12 protein-coding genes are annotated in these 16,619 nt (G+C 65.3%); 6 read left to right on the plus strand and 6 right to left on the minus strand.

All coding sequences use genetic code 11. The annotated features are described in order from the left end of the window. Nucleotides 1-77: 77 nt before the first annotated feature. The 5 genes from DSD28_RS11025 to DSD28_RS11040 form a co-directional block, all read right to left on the minus strand. Nucleotides 78-1,580: an aldehyde dehydrogenase family protein gene (locus tag DSD28_RS11025; RefSeq protein ID WP_245424811.1), complete on the minus strand. Its 1,503-nt coding sequence runs from the start codon at nucleotides 1,578-1,580 to the stop codon at nucleotides 78-80. A gap of 119 nt (nucleotides 1,581-1,699) precedes the next feature. Continuing rightward, a complete protein-coding gene (locus DSD28_RS11030; RefSeq protein ID WP_119256456.1) occupies nucleotides 1,700-2,320 on the minus strand; it encodes a cupin domain-containing protein in 621 nt (206 codons plus the stop codon). A gap of 115 nt (nucleotides 2,321-2,435) precedes the next feature. Further along, on the minus strand, nucleotides 2,436-3,833 hold the full coding sequence (locus tag DSD28_RS11035) for a purine-cytosine permease family protein (protein ID WP_119256457.1): 1,398 nt from the start codon (nucleotides 3,831-3,833) through the stop codon (nucleotides 2,436-2,438). After that, nucleotides 3,830-3,991 carry a hypothetical protein gene (locus DSD28_RS25890; protein ID WP_162911354.1) on the minus strand — a complete coding sequence of 54 codons (162 nt, stop codon included), beginning with the start codon at nucleotides 3,989-3,991 and terminating at the stop codon, nucleotides 3,830-3,832. Before DSD28_RS25890 ends, DSD28_RS11035 begins: the two co-directional genes overlap by 4 nt. Nucleotides 3,992-4,058: 67 nt before the next feature. Then, entirely contained in the window at nucleotides 4,059-6,512 is a 2,454-nt protein-coding gene (locus DSD28_RS11040; protein ID WP_119256458.1) for a GcvT family protein, read from the minus strand. A gap of 206 nt (nucleotides 6,513-6,718) precedes the next feature. On the opposite strand from DSD28_RS11040, the gene DSD28_RS11045 reads away from it, so the two are divergent. Continuing rightward, nucleotides 6,719-7,645 (plus strand): LysR substrate-binding domain-containing protein, encoded by a 927-nt coding sequence (locus DSD28_RS11045; RefSeq protein WP_205536194.1) that lies wholly within the window; start codon nucleotides 6,719-6,721, stop codon nucleotides 7,643-7,645. Nucleotides 7,646-7,740: 95 nt separating this feature from the next. Beyond that, nucleotides 7,741-8,445: an SDR family oxidoreductase gene (locus tag DSD28_RS11050; protein ID WP_119256459.1), complete on the plus strand. Its 705-nt coding sequence runs from the start codon at nucleotides 7,741-7,743 to the stop codon at nucleotides 8,443-8,445. A 37-nt stretch (nucleotides 8,446-8,482) separates the two neighbouring features. Here the strand turns inward: DSD28_RS11050 and otsA are convergent, their stop codons facing one another. Then, a complete protein-coding gene (otsA, locus tag DSD28_RS11055) occupies nucleotides 8,483-9,949 on the minus strand; it encodes an alpha,alpha-trehalose-phosphate synthase (UDP-forming) (protein WP_119256460.1) in 1,467 nt (488 codons plus the stop codon). 308 nt (nucleotides 9,950-10,257) lie between these two features. Between otsA and DSD28_RS11060 the strand changes: the two genes are divergently transcribed. The 4 genes from DSD28_RS11060 (at nucleotide 10,258) to DSD28_RS11075 (ending at nucleotide 16,529) form a co-directional block, all read left to right on the plus strand. Continuing rightward, the gene (locus DSD28_RS11060; protein ID WP_119256461.1) at nucleotides 10,258-11,574 is read left to right on the plus strand and encodes an Nramp family divalent metal transporter; all 1,317 of its coding nucleotides are present in this window, start codon (nucleotides 10,258-10,260) and stop codon (nucleotides 11,572-11,574) included. 116 nt (nucleotides 11,575-11,690) lie between these two features. Further along, nucleotides 11,691-13,640, plus strand: a complete 1,950-nt coding sequence (locus DSD28_RS11065; RefSeq protein WP_119256462.1) for a PrkA family serine protein kinase — start codon at nucleotides 11,691-11,693, stop codon at nucleotides 13,638-13,640. Between the two features lie 24 nt (nucleotides 13,641-13,664). After that, nucleotides 13,665-14,978 (plus strand): YeaH/YhbH family protein, encoded by a 1,314-nt coding sequence (locus DSD28_RS11070; protein ID WP_119256463.1) that lies wholly within the window; start codon nucleotides 13,665-13,667, stop codon nucleotides 14,976-14,978. 9 nt (nucleotides 14,979-14,987) lie between these two features. Further along, a complete protein-coding gene (locus DSD28_RS11075) occupies nucleotides 14,988-16,529 on the plus strand; it encodes a SpoVR family protein (protein ID WP_119256464.1) in 1,542 nt (513 codons plus the stop codon). Nucleotides 16,530-16,619 lie beyond the last annotated feature (90 nt).

Here is a 16,619-nt window from a genome sequence, read left to right on the forward strand (position 1 = left end):
GCGGTCGGTGCGTCCCTCCGGGCGCACCTGTCGCTTAAGGCCCCCTTCCGCCGGAGCGGTAAGGGTGGGATGGGCGGCTACCAGCCGCCCTCGATGCGGCGGTCGTCGGCGGGACCGCCGAGGTCGAAGACGATGAGCTTGTTCTCGGTGAAGCTGTCGAGGAACCATTGCGACAGCTCGCGGCCGACGCCGGACTTGCCTGCGCCGCCGAAGGGGGCGAGCTGGTCCCAGTAGTTCGAGGTCTCGTTCACGTTGACCGCGCCGTGCGGCAGGGCCTCGGCGACGCGCCAGGCCTTGGACATGTCCTGCGTCCACAGCGAGGCGACGAGGCCGAGCTCGGATTCGTTGGCGATCTCGATGGCCTCCTCGTCGGAAGCGACCTTCAGCACCAGCGCCAGCGGCGAGAAGGATTCGCCCTTGCCGCGGATCATCGCCCGGGTAAGGCCGGTGACGATGGTGGCGGGGTAGTAGAGCCCCTGTTCCGGGCCGAACTGCTCGATGGTCGCGCCGGCGTCGCGCAGGTCCGCCACATGCTGGCGGGCGCGTTCGAGGACGGCGGGATTGCAGAGCGGGCCCATGTCGTTGCCGGCGTCGGCGGGGTCGCCGATCTTCAGGGCGGCCGTCGCGGCGCGGAACTTCGCCAGGAATTCGTCATAGACCTTTTCGTGCACGAAGAGCCGTTCCGACGAGGTGCATACCTGGCCGGAATAGTAGAAGGCGCCAGTGATCGCCCCTTCCACGGCGCGGTCGATATCGGCGTCCTCCAGCACGATCTGCGGCCCGTCGCCGCCGAGCTCCAGCAGCATGGGGCGTAGCGGATTGACCCGCGCGATCTCCTCGCCGACCCTGTTGGAGCCGGTGAAGAAGATGCCCTTGACGTCGGCATGGCGTACCAGATGCGCGCCGACATCGCCAAAACCCTGCACCATGTTGAGGACGCCCGGCGGGAAGCCCGCTTCCTCGAAGAGCTCGGCGACCATGGCGCATGAGACCGGGCCATATTCCGTCGGTTTCCAGACCACGGTGTTGCCGGCGGCAACGGCGTGGGCAAGGGCGATGGAGGAGATGTCGGTCGGGAAATTGAAGGGCGTGATGACGCCGATGACGCCGAGCGGGCGGTGGCCGAGCACGAGGCGCTTGTTCGTCGTCTTCTCCTGCGTGGAAGGCAGGATCATGCCGCGGTAGCGCAGGATCTCCTCGGCCGCCTTGCCCCAGGCGGGGCCGGAATATTCGAAGGTCTCCTCGCGCGCGGCGAGGATCGGCTTGCCGACCTCCTTGGTGACCATCTGGGCCATGGCCTCGGCGCGGTCGCGGAAGAGGCGCTGCATGTTGCGCAGGATTTTCGCGCGCACCTGTACCGATGTCTTCGACCAGTCGGCGAAGGCGTCCTTCGCCGCCGCGACGGCGCGGTCGACATCGGAGGGCGCGCAGCGGCCGATCTCGTGCAGGCGCTTGCCGGTATGGGGATCGTTCGCGGCGAAGGTGCCGCCGGAGCCCGGCTCCCACCGGCCGCCGATCAGCGCGCCGTTCAGGAGCCTTCTGTCGAACTGCATGCCGAATTCATTGCTATGGACGGTCATCTGGTTCCTCCCCATGGCCATCGTGCAGGCAGGAACGCCCGCCTCCCTGTGATCGAAGGTAGGCCCGGGGCGGGATGAACGTCAACTATTTTTGACGAAATGTTTTATTTATTTGACGCCTAGAGCATCGGCGGCGTCACGGCGCAGACGACGACGACAGGCGTGTCGCCGGCATTGCGGATGCGGTAGGGCACGCCGGAAAAGAGCTGGTAGCCGCCGCCGGCGCCGATCGTGTGCGCCTTGCCACCGATCTCCAGTTCGATGGTGCCTTCCACCACCAGCGCGGCGGTTTCGCCGTCGTGCACGATGAGGTCCTCGCCCGTTCCCGCGTTGGGGGCGTAGTGCTCCAGGAACATCTGAAGGCGCTTGTCGCGGCGCTGCGAGGCAAGGCAGCGCATGTCGGCCTCGCCGCGCGTGATGACGGTGAGGTCTTCCGGCGCGGCGATCAGCACGTCCTCCTCCGCCGGTGGAATGGCGAAGAAATCGGCAAGGCTCATCGGCAGGGCCCGCAGGATCTTGTGCAGCGAGACGACCGAGGGCGCATGCGCATCCTGCTCGATCAACGAGATGCTGGCATTCGTCACGCCCGCGCGCTTGGCAAGCTCCCGCTGCGAGACGCCGAAGGCTTCGCGCACCATCTTCAGCCGCTGGCCGATCTTCAGGTCGCCCTGCATGTCCTGCAGGGGGGCGGCGGCGATGGCCGGCGCTTTCGGGGTCGAGGTCTTGGGTTTGCGGCTCACGAACGGAATCTCCCGGTCGGCAGGGTGTTTTCCTCCGAGTTATAGGTTTTCCGCCGGAAATCAAGGCGTTGTGGATGCGGCCGGCGCCCGCCTCGCGCGAGCGCCGGTCCGGGTCTCAGTAGCGGCCCTTGCCGGCCGGCTTCACCACGAGAAGCGTGATCAGCGCATAGACCACGCCGCCGACCACCGCCGTCGGCAGGGCGGCCGTCAGGTAGTCGTAGGGCCAGCGGCTTTCATAGGTGATCGGGTTCAAGAGGTAGAGATAGGTGCAGAAGCCCGCGGCCATGGCGATCAGCGAGGCCGGGTTGAAGCCGCTCCAGAAGCGATAGGCGCTGTCCGGCCTGTCCTCGAAGAGGCCGCGCACGTCGATCCGCCGCTTGCGCAGGAGATAGTAGTCGACGATCTGGATGCCGCAGAGCGGGGCGAAGCCGAGGCCGATGAAGGCGATGAAGGTGCCGAAATTGGCGAAGAACAGGTCCGGGATCAGCAGCCCCACCACGCCCACCGGGGCAATGGAGATCAGCAGCAGCATCGGCCAGCTCAGCTTCTGGAGCGCCGGGAAATGCCGGAGCCCGATCGAAGAGGAATAGACCCCCGCGACGGCCGTGCCGAGATTGGCCGCGGCGACGAAGAGCAGCGCGATCACGCCATAGGTCGGCCCGCCCACCGTGCGCATCCATTCGGCCGGGTCGGAGACCTGGAGCACGAGGATGCCGGCGATGCCGATGGCCGAGAGCAGCGGTACGGGAAGGCCCATGCCCACCATGATGGGGGCGGCCGCCCTTCGTCCGTTCGGGGCCATGCGCACCATGGCGCCGATATAGGGCCACCAGGAGAGCAGCGAGATGATGCCGATCTCGACGCCGGTCGTGTAGTTCCAGTGCGCGTCGGTCGCGGCATAGGCGGGCACGGCCGCCGACAGGTCCTCCCAGCGCTGCGTGACGAGGATGTAGAGCATCCAGAAGCCGACGAAGACATGGGCGACGAGGATCTTCGCGATCCTGTCGACGCCGGAGGAGCCCTTGAGCAGGAAGAGGAACACCAGCCCGGCGGCCAGCAGCACCGTCGCCTGCACGAGGAAGTTATGGCTGTCATCGCCGATCCAGCCGAGCGCCAGCAGCAATTGTCGCGTCGACTTGGCGAAGAAGATGAGGAGCAGCGAGTTCCAGCCGACGATGGAGACGAACTGCATGGCGGCGGGGATGATCCAGCCGTGCGAGCCGAATTGCGGCTTGGACGAGGCGATGGAATCGACGCCGAAGCGGATGGCGACCGGCACGGCCGCCAGCGCCACGATGAGCATGCCGATCATGCTGCCGGCAAGGAGGGCGAAGAAGCCTTCCTTGAAGCTGAGATAATAGCCGACATATTCGCCGATGATGTAGCACCAGGTCGCGGCGGCGGCTGTGGCGAGCGAGATGCCGAGCTGCCAGGGGCCCCAGATCCGCTCCTGCGGCAGGAGAGGCCAGGCGCTCTTGTCGGCCTCGATGAGGATTTCGTCCTGTACGCTCATGCCATCCTCCCGATCAGAAGGGCGAGGATCGGCAGCAGAACGCCGAGCCCGATCAGCGCGGCCCAGGCCACGCCATCGAAATCCTCTCCCTGGTTGCGCGGGTCCTCCAGTAGCCGGAGCCGACGCTCCAGCTCCGGTTGCAGCCTCTCCTCAGCCATGCCGTGTCCTCCCTGATATGGCGTTCGTTGCATGCGGCCCAAAGTTCCCCTTCCGGGCCTTTGATTGTTATCCGGCCAGCCGCTCCCCCTTCGGGTCATACCAGGGGCGAAGCTGCAGGCGGATCGGATAGCGCCGCCAGGCGATCTCTGCTTCCCAGGTGCCGGCGGTGAGCCAGTCCGGCGTCACGCCGCCGGGGCAGGTGACGTAGCCCATGCCGAGCGAGGCCCCGAGGCGGTGGCCGTAGGCGCCCGTGGTGACGGAGCCGGCGATCTCGCCGTCCCTCAGCAGCGGTTCGTTGTGATAGAGATGCGGCGGCTCGCCCTCGGCCTCGATGCGGATCTGCACGAGGCGGCGGTCGGGCGTTCCGGCTTCCTTCTGGCGCAGGATCGCGTCGCGGCCGATGAAGCCGCCGGCCTTGTCGAGGGCGACGGCGAAGCCGAGGCCGGCCTGCAAGGGGCTGTCCTCCTCGCCGATATCGTGGCCCCAGTGGCGGTAGCCCTTTTCCATGCGCAGCGAATTGATGGCGAAATAGCCGCCCATCCTGAGGCCGAGCCCTTCGCCGGCCTCGATCAGCCTTTCCAGCACATGGCCGGCGAATTCCGCCGGCATGTAGAGCTCCCAGCCGAGTTCGCCGACATAGGTGAGGCGGCTCGCCCGCACGCGGGCATAGCCGAGGTCGATCTCCCGGCTGGTGCCGAAGGGGAAGGCCTCGTTGGAGAAGTCGGCCGGCGACAGGCGCTGAAGCAGCGCGCGGGACTTCGGCCCCATCAGCGCCAGCATCGGCAGGCCCGAGGTTATGTCCTGCACATGGACGCGCGCGCCTTCCGGCAGGTGCCGGCGCAGCCAGGCGAGATCGCGGCGCTGCGAGACGGCGATGGTCACGACCATGAACTCGGTCTCGGAAAGCCGGGTGACGGTCACGTCCGCCTCGATGCCGCCCTCTTTGTTCAGCCATTGCGTATAGACGACCTTGCCGACGGGAACGTCGATCTGGCCGGCGGAGACATGGTTGAGCGCCGCGCAGGCATCTGGTCCGCTGACGAGGTACTTGATGAAGCAGGAATGGTCGAACAGCGTGACGTTGCTCGCCGTGTTGCGGCATTCCTCGCCGACCGCGTCGAACCACGAGGGGCGGCCGTAGGAATATTGCACTTCGGGCGTCGTGCCCGGCGCGCCGAAGAAGCCCGGCCGCTCCCAGCCGGCCGCTTCCGTCATCCATGCCCCCGCGGCCGAAAGCCTGTCATGGAACGGGCTGCGGCGGATGCCGCGCGCCGTCTCGAACTGTCGGGACGGCCAGTGCATGTCGAAGAGCAGGCCGAGCGTCTCGGTCGTGCGGTCCTCCAGATATTTGCGGTTGCCCATGAAGGTCTGCATGCGGCGGATGTCGACATCCATCAGCTCGACCGGCGGACGGCGGTCGCGGATCCAGTCGGCGAGCGCCTTGCCGACGCCGCCGGAGGAGAGGATGCCGACGGAGTTGAAGCCCGTCGCGCAGAAGAGGCCGGGCACTTCCGGCGTCTCGCCGAGAAGGTAGCGGTCGTCGGGGGTGAAACTCTCCGGGCCGTTGAAGAAGAGCTGGATGCCCGTGCGCTCCAGCACCGGCACGCGGCGGGTCGCCTGTTCCAGATAGGGCGCGATATGGTCGACGTCCTCCGGCAGGGTGCCGAAGGTGAAGTCCTCGGGAATGCCGGCCTGGCCCCAGGGCTTGGCGTTCGGCTCGAAGAAGCCGACGAGCAGCTTGCCGGCATCCTCCTTGTAATAGGTCCATTCGTCGCCGAGGAAGAGCACCGGCAGGTCGCGCGGCAGGCCCTCCACCTGTTCCGTCACGATGTAGAAATGCTCGGCGGCGTGCAGCGGGATCGTCACGCCCGCTTCGGCGGCGAGGTCGCGCGACCACATGCCGCCGCAGATGACGACGGTTCCGGCGCGGATCGGCCCCCGGTCGGTCATCACGCCGGCGGCCTTGCCGTTCTCGACGAGGATCTTCGTCACGGAAAGGTTCTCGAAGACCTTCGCCCCGCGCATGCGCGCGCCCCTGGCATAGGCCTGCGTCACGTCGATCGGGTTGACCTGTCCGTCATGCGGGAACCAGAAGCCGCCGACGATGCCGTCGGTGCTGATCGGCCCCCAGCGCTCCTTGATCTCGCCCGGCGTGACCGGCTCGACCGGCAGGCCGAAATTGCGGCCCATCGATGCGCCGCGCGCCAGCTCCTCGTAGCGGGCCGGCGTGTTGGCGACGCGCAGCGAGCCGTTGCGCTTGAAGCCGGTCGCCTGTCCCGTCTCGGCCTCCAGCGAGCCGAAGAGCTCGCCGGTGTATTTCGCCAGTTCCGTCATGCGGCGCGTGGCGCGAAGCTGCGTCACCAGCCCGGCCGCATGCCATGTCGTGCCGCTGGTGAGCTGCTTTCTTTCGCAGACCACCACATCCGTGATACCGATCTTCGTCAGGTGATAGGCAACAGAGCACCCCGCAACGCCGCCGCCGATGACGACGACGTCTGCCCGCTCCGGAACATCCGTCATTGTGTTTCCCCCGGACAGCGGCTCCACTCCGCTGCATGTTTGGATTTCTTAACACTGTGTCATAGAAAATCAAACAGTCAATAGGGTTCGGAATGCTGCAGGGGGATGGTATCGGCAACCTGTAATTTTCCTGCATCCTCGTAGGTCGGTGCAGCAAAGCCTGATAGAACGACGTATCCCGCCGCCAACCGGATGCAGCAGATCGCATGGCCGACCGTATCGGAAAACTCCCATCCCTCAACGGCGTCCGCGTCTTCGAAGTCGTCGCGCGGCATCTGAATTTCCGGCTCGCGGCGGAGGAGCTCGGCGTCACGCAGGGCGCCGTCGCCCAGCAGATCCGGGGGCTGGAGGCCGAGCTCGGCCTCAAGCTGTTCGAGCGGCATCCGAGGACGCTTGCGATTACCGAGGCGGGGCGCAGCTATGTCGGCAGCGTCCGCCGTGCCCTGGAGCTGATCAGCGAGGCGACGGAGACGTTGCGCCCGGAACCGCAGCATCTCACCATCAGCGTGACGCCGACCTTCGCCTCGAAATGGCTGATCCCGCGCCTGCCCGACTTCACCGCCGCGCATCCGCATATCGACCTGCGCATTCTCGCCAGCGACCGCATTTCCAATTTCCAGACGGATGCGGTGGATCTTGCCGTGCGCTATGGCCGGCCGCCCTTCGGGCCGGGCCTCCAGGCGGATCTCCTGTTCGAGCAGGTCATCGTGGCGCTCGGCAGCCCGCTCCTGATCGAAAAGCTCGGCAGGCCCGAAGTGTCGGAAAACCTTGCCGGCTATGCGCTGCTGCACGATGCGCACAATTTCTGGCCGCGCTTCCTGGAGCAGGCGATGGGCAAGGCGGCGCCGGTTTCGGCATCGAAGAACATCCGCTTCAACCAGACGGCGCTGGCGCTGGAGGCGGCGCGCGGCGGGCAGGGGCTGGCGCTCGCCAGCGAATTCCTCATCGGGGACGACGTCGCCGGCGGCCATCTGGTGCGGCTCTTCGAAACGCGGATGCGCGTCGGCGCCGATTTCTACGTCGTCGCGCCGCGCAAGCCGCGGCATGCAGCTTCCGTCGAAGCGGTCCGCGGCTGGCTCCTGAAGGAAAGCGCGAAGCATAGGACCGGTGCCGTCCCAGGCGACGGGCAGTAGATTTTCTACAGGAAGCGGCGCGTATTTCTGGTTGGTTCCGTCACGGGCGGCGTGGCAGGATGGCGGCACTCAACGGCTCACGAAAGGACAGTTCCATGGCAGGCGAGAAGGTCGCATTGATCACAGCCGGCGGCAGCGGCATGGGGGCGGAGGCCGCCCGGCGGCTGGCGGCGGACGGATTCAGGATCGGAGTGCTTTCCTCCTCCGGCAAGGGCGAGGCACTGGCGGGTGAGTTCGGCGGTTTCGGCGTCACCGGCTCCAACCAGTCGAACGACGACCTGAAGCGCCTTGTCGACGGCGCACTGGAGCGCTGGGGCCGTATCGACGTGCTCGTCAACAGCGCCGGCCACGGGCCGCGCAAGCCGATCCTCGAGCTGACGGACGAGGACTGGCATGCAGGGATCGACGTCTACTTCCTCAATGCCGTGCGCCCGACGCGCCTCGTGGTGCCGATCATGCAGAAGCAGAAGTCCGGCGTCATCATCAACATCTCGACCGCCTGGGCCTTCGAGCCGAGCTCGATGTTCCCGACCTCGGCCGTCGCCCGTGCGGGCCTCGCCTCCTTCACGAAGATTTTCGCCGACACCTATGCGGGCGACAATATCCGCATGAACAACGTGCTGCCCGGCTGGATCGACAGCCTGCCGTCAACGGATGAGCGCCGCGACAGCGTGCCGATGAAGCGCTACGGCACCAGCAAGGAAGTCGCTGCGACGATCGCCTTCCTCGCCTCCGAGGGAGCGGCCTACATCACCGGACAGAACATTCGCGTCGATGGCGGCATCACGCGCGCCATCTGACCGGATCGCGTGAGATCAGGCGATTTGCCTGATCTCCCTAGAGGCGATGCCGGCGGGTGCCCTCCGGGTCGAGGGTCATGCGATAGCCCGCCGTCTTCGGGGGCGCGGCCGACGGTGCGGTCGTGCGGGCGTTGCCGGAGAGATCGTCGAGGAAGGCGCGGCACCAGGCGAAGACGTCGTTTTCGCGCAGGGTCGCCATCATGCCCTGCCAGCGCTGGCGCCGCTCCTCAAGCGGCATGGCAAGGCCCCGCGCGAGGGCTTCGGCCGTGCCTTCCACGTCGTAGGGATTGACCAGAACGGCCTCCTTCAGTTCCTGCGCGGCGCCGGCGAAGCGCGAGAGCAGGAGGACGCCGGGGTCTTCCTCATTCTGGGCGGCGACATATTCCTTCGCCACCAGGTTCATGCCGTCGCGCAAGGGAGTCACCATTGCGAGCTTCGCCATGCGGTAGAGGCCGGCGAGGGCCGGGCGGCGAAGCGAGCGGTTGACATAACGGATCGGCACCCAGTCCACGGTGCCGAGGGCACCGTTGACGCGGCCGGCCTGCTCGGCGACGGTGCGCTGCATCGCCTCGTATTCCGGAACCTCGGAGCGCGATTTCGGCGTGATCTGCAGCAGCGTCACGTGGCGCTGACTGTCGGGATGGCGCGTCAGGAACGTCTCGAAGGCGTCGATGCGCTGGGTGATGCCCTTGGAATAATCGAGCCGGTCGACGCCGATGATCAGCGCCTTGCCGTCGAGGCTCTGCAGCATGCGCCTGTGCAGCGTGGTTTCCGACGCGCGCCGCGCAATGCCGGCGAATTCGTCGGTCTCGATGCCGATCGGATAGGGCTTTGCCGTGAAGGCCTGTTCGCCGACCATGAACCGGGTCGTGCCCAGCCGCTTGCCTAGACCCTGCCGTGCCAGGCAATCGGCGAAGTTCTCCCGATCGTGAACGGTCTGGAAGCCGATCACGTCATATTCCGTCAGGCCCTTCAGCAGTTCCTCGTGCACGGGCATGGTCAGGAAGACGTCCGGCGCGGGCCAGGGAATATGCAGGAAGAAGCCGATGCGGTTGCGCACGCCCTGCCGGCGCAGTTCCGCGGCAAGGGGGATCAGATGGTAATCGTGAACCCAGATGAGGTCGTCCTCCCGCAGCATCGGCAGGAGGCGGCTGGCGAAGAACCGGTTGACGCGGAAATAGCCCGCCATCTCGCGGCGCCCGTATTCGGCGAGGTCCAGCCGGTAATGGCAGATCGGCCAGAGCACGCGGTTGGCGAAGCCCTGGTAGTATTCCTCGACATCCTGCTGGGTGAGGTCGGTCAGGGCATATTCGATATTGCCCTCCTTCACGCTGGTCAGCGGTCCGATCTCGTCCTCGCCGCAGGAACGGCCGGACCAGCCGAGCCACAGGCCGCCTCGTGCTTCCAGCGCCGTCTTGAGTGCGACCGCCAAACCGCCGGCCGGGGCCGTGCCCCGCTTGTCAGGAACGGGAACGCGGTTCGAAACGACGATCAGACGGCTCATTCTCGGGGCACCAATTCTTTTGGGTGAAGGCGGCCGGTCTCGAAGGACGGGCCTTGCCATTTTCATTGTGACGGAGGTGAAACACCTCACGGCGGGGAAGGTTCCACGGTGAAACGGCAGGCGCCGCGATGGGCGTCTGCCGCTCCAGGGACCACTTCACGACAAGCGGGAAGTGCATGACAAACTGCCGTTGTCCCACATTGTTCCCGCCGAGGGCCGCGAAAATTACAGGGTCGGAACTTCCCTCAGGGGCCGGAGTTACCGCCGTCACGCGGTCTGGAGCCGCAGTGCGGTAAAGGCATTTTCCCATGAGCGAGACGGTCCTGAAGTCCTCGGCGGATTCAACGGAAAATCCAGCGGAACGTCCGGAAGAGAAAGAGAAGCCGCCGCTTCTCAAGCAGCTCGGCCCCGGCCTTATCACCGGCGCGGCGGACGACGATCCGAGCGGGATCGCCACCTATTCGCAGGCCGGGGCGCAGTTCGGCTTCAGCCTGCTCTGGACGATGCTCCTTTCCTATCCCCTGATGTGCGCCATCCAGATCGTCAGCGCGCGGATCGGGCGCGTCACGGGTTGCGGCCTCGCCGCCAATCTGCGGGGCATCTGGCCCCGGCCGGTCGTCTTCCTGCTGATCGTGCTGCTGTTTGCCGCCAATACGATCAATATCGGCGCCAATCTCGCCGCGATGGGGGCCTCGGCGGAACTTGCGACGGGTGTGCCGGGACGACCGCTGGCGATCGGCTTTGCCATCCTTTCCCTGCTGCTGCAGGTCTTCGTGTCCTACCATCGCTATGCGAGCTACCTGAAATGGCTGACCATGGTGCTGCTCTCCTATGTCGCGGTCCTCTTCGTCGTGAAGGTCGACTGGGGCGCGGCGGCCTATGGCCTGTTCGTGCCGACCATCGGCAAGGGCGGCGACAGCTTCACCGTGATCGTTGCGATCCTCGGCACGACGATCAGCCCCTATCTCTTCTTCTGGCAGACCAGCCAGGAGGTGGAGGAGATCGAAGAGCACGAGGATGCCCGGCCGCTGAAGCGCGCGCCGCGCCAGGCGAAGCGCGAATTGAAGCGCATCCGCCTCGATACCTTCGTCGGCATGGCGGTCTCCACGCTCGTAGCCGTGGCGATCATCATGAGCACTGCCGCCACCCTGCATGCGAGCGGCAAGACGGATATCGGCACGGCGGCGGATGTTGCCGAGGCTTTGCGGCCCATTGCCGGCGACTTCGCCTTCGTGCTGTTCAGCCTCGGCATCATCGGCACGGGCATGCTTTCCATTCCGGTGCTCGCCGGTTCGGCCGCCTATGGCGCCTCGGAATGCTGCGGCTGGGAATGCGGCCTCGACAACAAGCCGGGCCAGGCCGCCGGCTTCTATGCCGTCATCGCCGCGGCGACGCTCTTCGGGCTGGTCATGGAGTTCCTGCCGATCGACCCGATCAAGGCGCTTTTCTGGAGCGCCGTCATCAACGGCTTCGTCGCCGTTCCCATCATGGTGTCGATGATGATGGTCGTCAGCCGCAGCGCGCAGATGAAGCAATTCACCGCTTCTCCGCTGCTTCTTGTGGTTGGCTGGGCGGCCACCGGGGTGATGGCGCTGGCCGCCGGCGCGATGCTGATCTTTCACTGATCCGCATCGCGTTGAACAAATTGTGTTTTGTCCGTCATCGCGGGAACAAAATTCGGTGCGGATTCGTTGCTATTCATAATCGCAGGGATTGCGTCCGGCGAGTGCAGGAGGGTTCCATGAGAACCACAGGCAGCGATGTTTTCGATCTCTTTTCCGAAACCTACGCAAGCAATGCGCGGGAAGAGATGAGCCTCCAGGAATATCTCCTGGCGTGCCGCGAGGACCGGAGCCTATACGCCACCGCCCCGGAGCGCATGGTGGCCGCCATCGGCGAGCCGCAGCTCATCGATACCAGCGCGGACGAGCGGCTCGGGCGGATCTTCGCCAACCGCACCATCAAGATCTACCCCTCCTTCTCCGATTTCTACGGCATGGAAGACACGGTCGAGCGGATCGTCGGCTACTTCCGCTATGCCGCGCAAGGGCTCGAGGAGCGCAAGCAGATACTCTACCTGCTCGGCCCGGTCGGCGGCGGCAAGTCGTCGCTCGCCGAGCGCCTGAAGAAGCTGATGGAAGAGCAGCCCATCTATACGCTCGCCATCGACGGCAAGGTCAGCCCCGTCTTCGAATCGCCGCTCGGTCTCTTCAGCCGCGAGCGCATGGGTGATCTCCTCGAAGAAAAATACGGCATCGCCAAGCGCCGGCTCACCGGCCTCATCTCGCCCTGGGCGACGAAGCGGCTGGACGAGATCGACGGCGACATATCGCGCTTCAGCGTCGTCAAGCTGATGCCCTCGCGCCTGCGCCAGATCGCCATCGCCAAGACGGAGCCCGGCGACGAGAACAACCAGGACGTCTCGGCGCTGGTCGGCAAGGTCGATATCCGGCAGCTGGAAAACTTCAGCCAGGCCGATCCCGACGCCTATTCCTACAGCGGCGGCCTCAACCGCACGACGCAGGGCCTCCTCGAATTCGTCGAGATGTTCAAGGCGCCGATCAAGGTGCTGCACCCGCTGCTGACGGCCACGCAGGAAGGCAGCTACAACGGCACGGAGAATTTCGGCGGCTTCCCCTATCAGGGCATCGTGCTGGCGCATTCGAACGAATCCGAATGGCTGCAATTCAAGCATAACAAGAACAACGAGGCTTTCCTCGACCGCATCCTCGTCGTGAAGGTGCCCTATTGCCTGCGGGTGACGGAAGAGCGGCAGATCTACGAGAAGCTGCTCCGGGAAAGCGAGCTGGCGGACAGCCCCTGCGCGCCCGAGGTTCTCTCCAATCTCAGCCGCTTCACCGTCGCCACGCGCCTCGCGCCGCACGAGAATTCGCCGATCTACACCAAGATGCGCGTCTATGACGGCGAGAACCTCAAGGATACCGACCCCAAGGCGAAGTCGCTGCAGGAATACCGCGATGCCGCCGGCGTCGACGAGGGCATGACGGGCATCAGCACGCGCTTCGCCTTCAAGGTGCTGTCGGAGACCTTCAACTACGACACCAAGGAGGTGGCGGCCGATTCCGTCCATCTCATGTATATCCTGGAACAGGCGATCCGGCGCGAGCAGTTCCCCAAGGAGGTCGAGGCGCATTATCTCGATTTCATCCGCTCGGAACTGGCGGCCCGCTATGCCGAGTTCATCGGCCACGAGATCCAGAAGGCCTATCTCGAATCCTACAGCGAATACGGCCAGAACCTCTTCGACCGCTATATCGCCTATGCGGATGCCTGGCTGGAGGATCAGGACTTCAAGGATCCCGATACCGGGCAGATCCTCAACCGCGAGATCCTCGACAGCGAACTGTCGCAGATCGAGAAACCCGCGGGCATCGCCAATCCGAAGGATTTCCGCAACGAGGTCGTCAAGTTCACCCTGCGCGCCCGCGCCCGCAACGGCGGGCGCAATCCCTCCTGGACGAGCTACGAGAAGCTGCGCGAGGTCATCGAAAAGCGCATGTTCGGCCAGGTGGAGGACCTCCTGCCGGTCATCAGCTTCGGCTCGAAGAAAGACAGCGCCACCGAGAAGCAGCACGCCGAATTCGTGCAGCGGATGACCGAGCGCGGCTATACCGTGCGCCAGGTCCGCCGGCTCGTCGACTGGTACATGCGCGTCAACAAGGCCGGCTGATGCCGGCCCCCCGGGGGGTGAGCCATGCCGCATTTCATCGATCGCCGGCTCAATCCCAAGGACCGCAGCCTCGGCAATCGCCAGCGTTTCCTGAAAAGGGTGCATGACGAGCTGAAGCGGTCGATCCGCGATCAGGTGAAGACCGACCGGATCGCCGACGTGGATGCCGCCCATGGCGTGCCGGTGCCGCGGCGCGGCGCCGACGAACCGACCTTCCGGAATTCCCCCGCCAGCGGCCAGCGCGACTATGTGCTGCCCGGAAACGAAACCTTCTCGCCCGGCGACCGGCTGGGAAAGCCGGAAGGCGGTGGCGGCGCGGGTGGCCGCGGCCCGGGGCGTGGCGAGAGTGACGACGAATTCCTGTTCGTCCTTTCCCGCGAGGAGGTGCTCGACCTCTTCTTCGAAGATCTGGAGCTGCCCGACATGGTCAAGCTCAACCTCAAGGAAACGGTGACCTACAAGCCCCACCGGGTCGGCTTCACGACCAGCGGCACGCCGAGCAACATCAATGTCGGCCGCACCATGCGCAACAGCTTCGGCCGGCGCATCGCACTTCGCCGGCCGAGCGAGAAGGAGTTCCTGACGCTCGCCGCCGAGATGGCCGCGCTGGAGGGCGAGGCCAATCCGACGCAGCAGCAGCGCCGCCGGCTGGCGCTGGCGCGCGAGGAGATGGAAAGGCTGGAGCGGCGGCGCAAGCGCATCGCCTATGTCGATCCCGTCGACGTGCGCTTCAACCGCTTCGAGCGCCAGCCGATGCCGAATGCCAGTGCCGTGATGTTCTGCCTGATGGACGTCTCCGCCTCGATGGGTGAGCGCGAGAAGGACCTCGCCAAGCGGTTCTTCGTGCTGCTCCACCTCTTCCTCAAGCGCCGCTACGAGCGCATCGACATCGTCTTCATCCGCCACACCGACGAGGCGCGGGAAGTGGACGAGGAGACTTTCTTCTTCAGCCGCCAGAGCGGCGGCACGATCGTCTCGACCGCGCTGGAGGAGATGCAGCGCATCATCCTCGACCGCTATCCCTCGAACCTCTGGAACATCTATGCCGCGCAGGCCTCGGACGGCGACAATGCGGCGGGCGATTCCGAACGCTGCGCGCAGCTCCTGCGCGACGAGCTGATGAAGCTCTGCCAGTATTATGCCTATGTCGAGATCATCGACGAGCGGGAGAGCGAGATTTTCGGCTCGACCGACAACGGCACCTCGCTGTGGCGGGCCTATCGCACCGTCGACGGCGCGGCGCCGCATTTCCAGATGACGCGCATCGCCCGGCCGGCGGATATCTATCCGGTTTTCCGCAAGCTCTTCGCCCGCCAGCCGGTCCAGCTTCGTCGCTAGGGGGATCATATGGCAAGACGCGGCGCCTCTTCCCTGCTGTTCGACGGATCCGAATGGAGCTTTGCGACGCTCTCGCGCGCTTATGACGCCATCGAGACCATCGCGCTCGGCGAGATGGGGCTCGACGTCTATCCCAACCAGATCGAGGTCATCTCCTCCGAGCAGATGCTCGACGCCTATTCCTCCGTCGGCATGCCGCTGATGTACCAGCACTGGTCCTTCGGCAAGCGCTTCGTCTTCGAGGACCATCTCTACCGCAAGGGGCGCCGGGGCCTCGCCTATGAGCTGGTCATCAATTCCAATCCCTGCATCACCTATCTGATGGAGGAGAACACGATGCCGATGCAGGCGCTGGTCACCGCGCATGCCGCCTTCGGCCACAACCATTTCTTCAAGAACAACTATCTCTTCCGCCAGTGGACGGATGCCAGCTCCATCCTCGGCTACATGGATTTCGCCAAGAAATATGTCGCGCGCTGCGAGGAGCGGCACGGGACCGCCGCCGTGGAGGATATTCTCGATTCGGCCCATGCGCTGATGGACCAGGGCGTCTTCCACTACCGCCGCCCGCCGCGGCTTTCCTCCGAAAGGATCACCGAGCGGGCGCGCGAGCGGTTGGAATACGAGGAGCAGACCTATAGCGACCTCTGGCGCACGCTGCCCACGGCCGGCGGCAATGCCGATATGGAAGAGGCGGAGGAGGAGGCGCTGGAGCGCAAGAAGGCGCTGAACCTGCCGGAGGAGAACCTGCTCTATTTCCTGGAAAAGCACAGCCTGATCCTGGAGCCGTGGCAGCGGGAGCTGTTGCGCATCGTCCGCGTCATCGCGCAGTATTTCTATCCGCAGGCCCAGACCAAGGTGATGAACGAGGGATGCGCGACCTTCGTCCACTATTTCATCATCAACCGGCTCTTCGACCAGAAGAAGATGAGCGAGGGCGCCATGCTGGAGCTGCTGGCGAGCCACGCCAATGTGGTCTTCCAGCCGAGCTTCCACGATCCGCGCTTCGGCGGCATCAATCCCTATGCGCTGGGTTTCGCGATGATGCAGGACATCGAGCGCATCTGCACAGAGCCGACGGCGGAGGACAGGGACTGGTTCCCGGACATGGCCGGCAACGGCGACTGGCGGGGAACGCTGCTCGACGCCTGGGAGAACCACCGGGACGAGTCCTTCATCCTGCAATATCTGAGCCCGGCGCTGATCCGTAAATTCCGCCTGTTCCATCTGACGGACCGGTCCACCGACCGGTTCTGCGAGGTCGCCTCCATCCATGACGAGCGCGGCTATTCCGCCGTGCGCACGGCGCTCGCCCGCAGCTACGATCTCGGTGCCAACCGGCCGGATATCGAGGTGGTCGACGTCGATCTCCTCGGCGACCGGCAATTGAGGCTGAGGCATACCGTCAAGAACGGCGTTCTGCTGGAGGAGGCGGACCGGGATGCGACCCTTTCCCATATCCGCCGCCTCTGGGGCTACGATGTCAACCTTGCCGGCGTCGCAGCGTCGAGCGGGGCGGTTCTCTACGAATGCTCGTCGCGCGATCTCTAGAGCGTTTCCGCTTTTCTCCGAATCGCGAAAACGCTCTAACTCTTGTTTTGTCGCATTTCCGGACGCAAAACCGCTTCGCACTTTTGCTGG

Source organism: Shinella zoogloeoides (assembly GCF_003574625.1).
GTDB classification, from domain to species: domain Bacteria; phylum Pseudomonadota; class Alphaproteobacteria; order Rhizobiales; family Rhizobiaceae; genus Shinella; species Shinella zoogloeoides_A.

Excerpts from the sequence above, each read along its gene's own strand:
- DSD28_RS11050 (WP_119256459.1), top strand. The coding sequence starts at position 7,741 with ATGGCAGGCGAGAAGGTCGCATTGATCACAGCCGGCGGCAGCGGCATG.
- DSD28_RS11040 (WP_119256458.1), bottom strand. The coding sequence starts at position 6,512 with ATGACGGATGTTCCGGAGCGGGCAGACGTCGTCGTCATCGGCGGCGGC.
- DSD28_RS11025 (WP_245424811.1), bottom strand. The coding sequence starts at position 1,580 with ATGACCGTCCATAGCAATGAATTCGGCATGCAGTTCGACAGAAGGCTC.
- DSD28_RS25890 (WP_162911354.1), bottom strand. The coding sequence starts at position 3,991 with ATGGCTGAGGAGAGGCTGCAACCGGAGCTGGAGCGTCGGCTCCGGCTA.
- DSD28_RS11035 (WP_119256457.1), bottom strand. The coding sequence starts at position 3,833 with ATGAGCGTACAGGACGAAATCCTCATCGAGGCCGACAAGAGCGCCTGG.
- DSD28_RS11070 (WP_119256463.1), top strand. The coding sequence starts at position 13,665 with ATGCCGCATTTCATCGATCGCCGGCTCAATCCCAAGGACCGCAGCCTC.
- DSD28_RS11045 (WP_205536194.1), top strand. The coding sequence starts at position 6,719 with ATGGCCGACCGTATCGGAAAACTCCCATCCCTCAACGGCGTCCGCGTC.
- otsA (WP_119256460.1), bottom strand. The coding sequence starts at position 9,949 with ATGAGCCGTCTGATCGTCGTTTCGAACCGCGTTCCCGTTCCTGACAAG.
- DSD28_RS11075 (WP_119256464.1), top strand. The coding sequence starts at position 14,988 with ATGGCAAGACGCGGCGCCTCTTCCCTGCTGTTCGACGGATCCGAATGG.
- DSD28_RS11065 (WP_119256462.1), top strand. The coding sequence starts at position 11,691 with ATGAGAACCACAGGCAGCGATGTTTTCGATCTCTTTTCCGAAACCTAC.
- DSD28_RS11060 (WP_119256461.1), top strand. The coding sequence starts at position 10,258 with ATGAGCGAGACGGTCCTGAAGTCCTCGGCGGATTCAACGGAAAATCCA.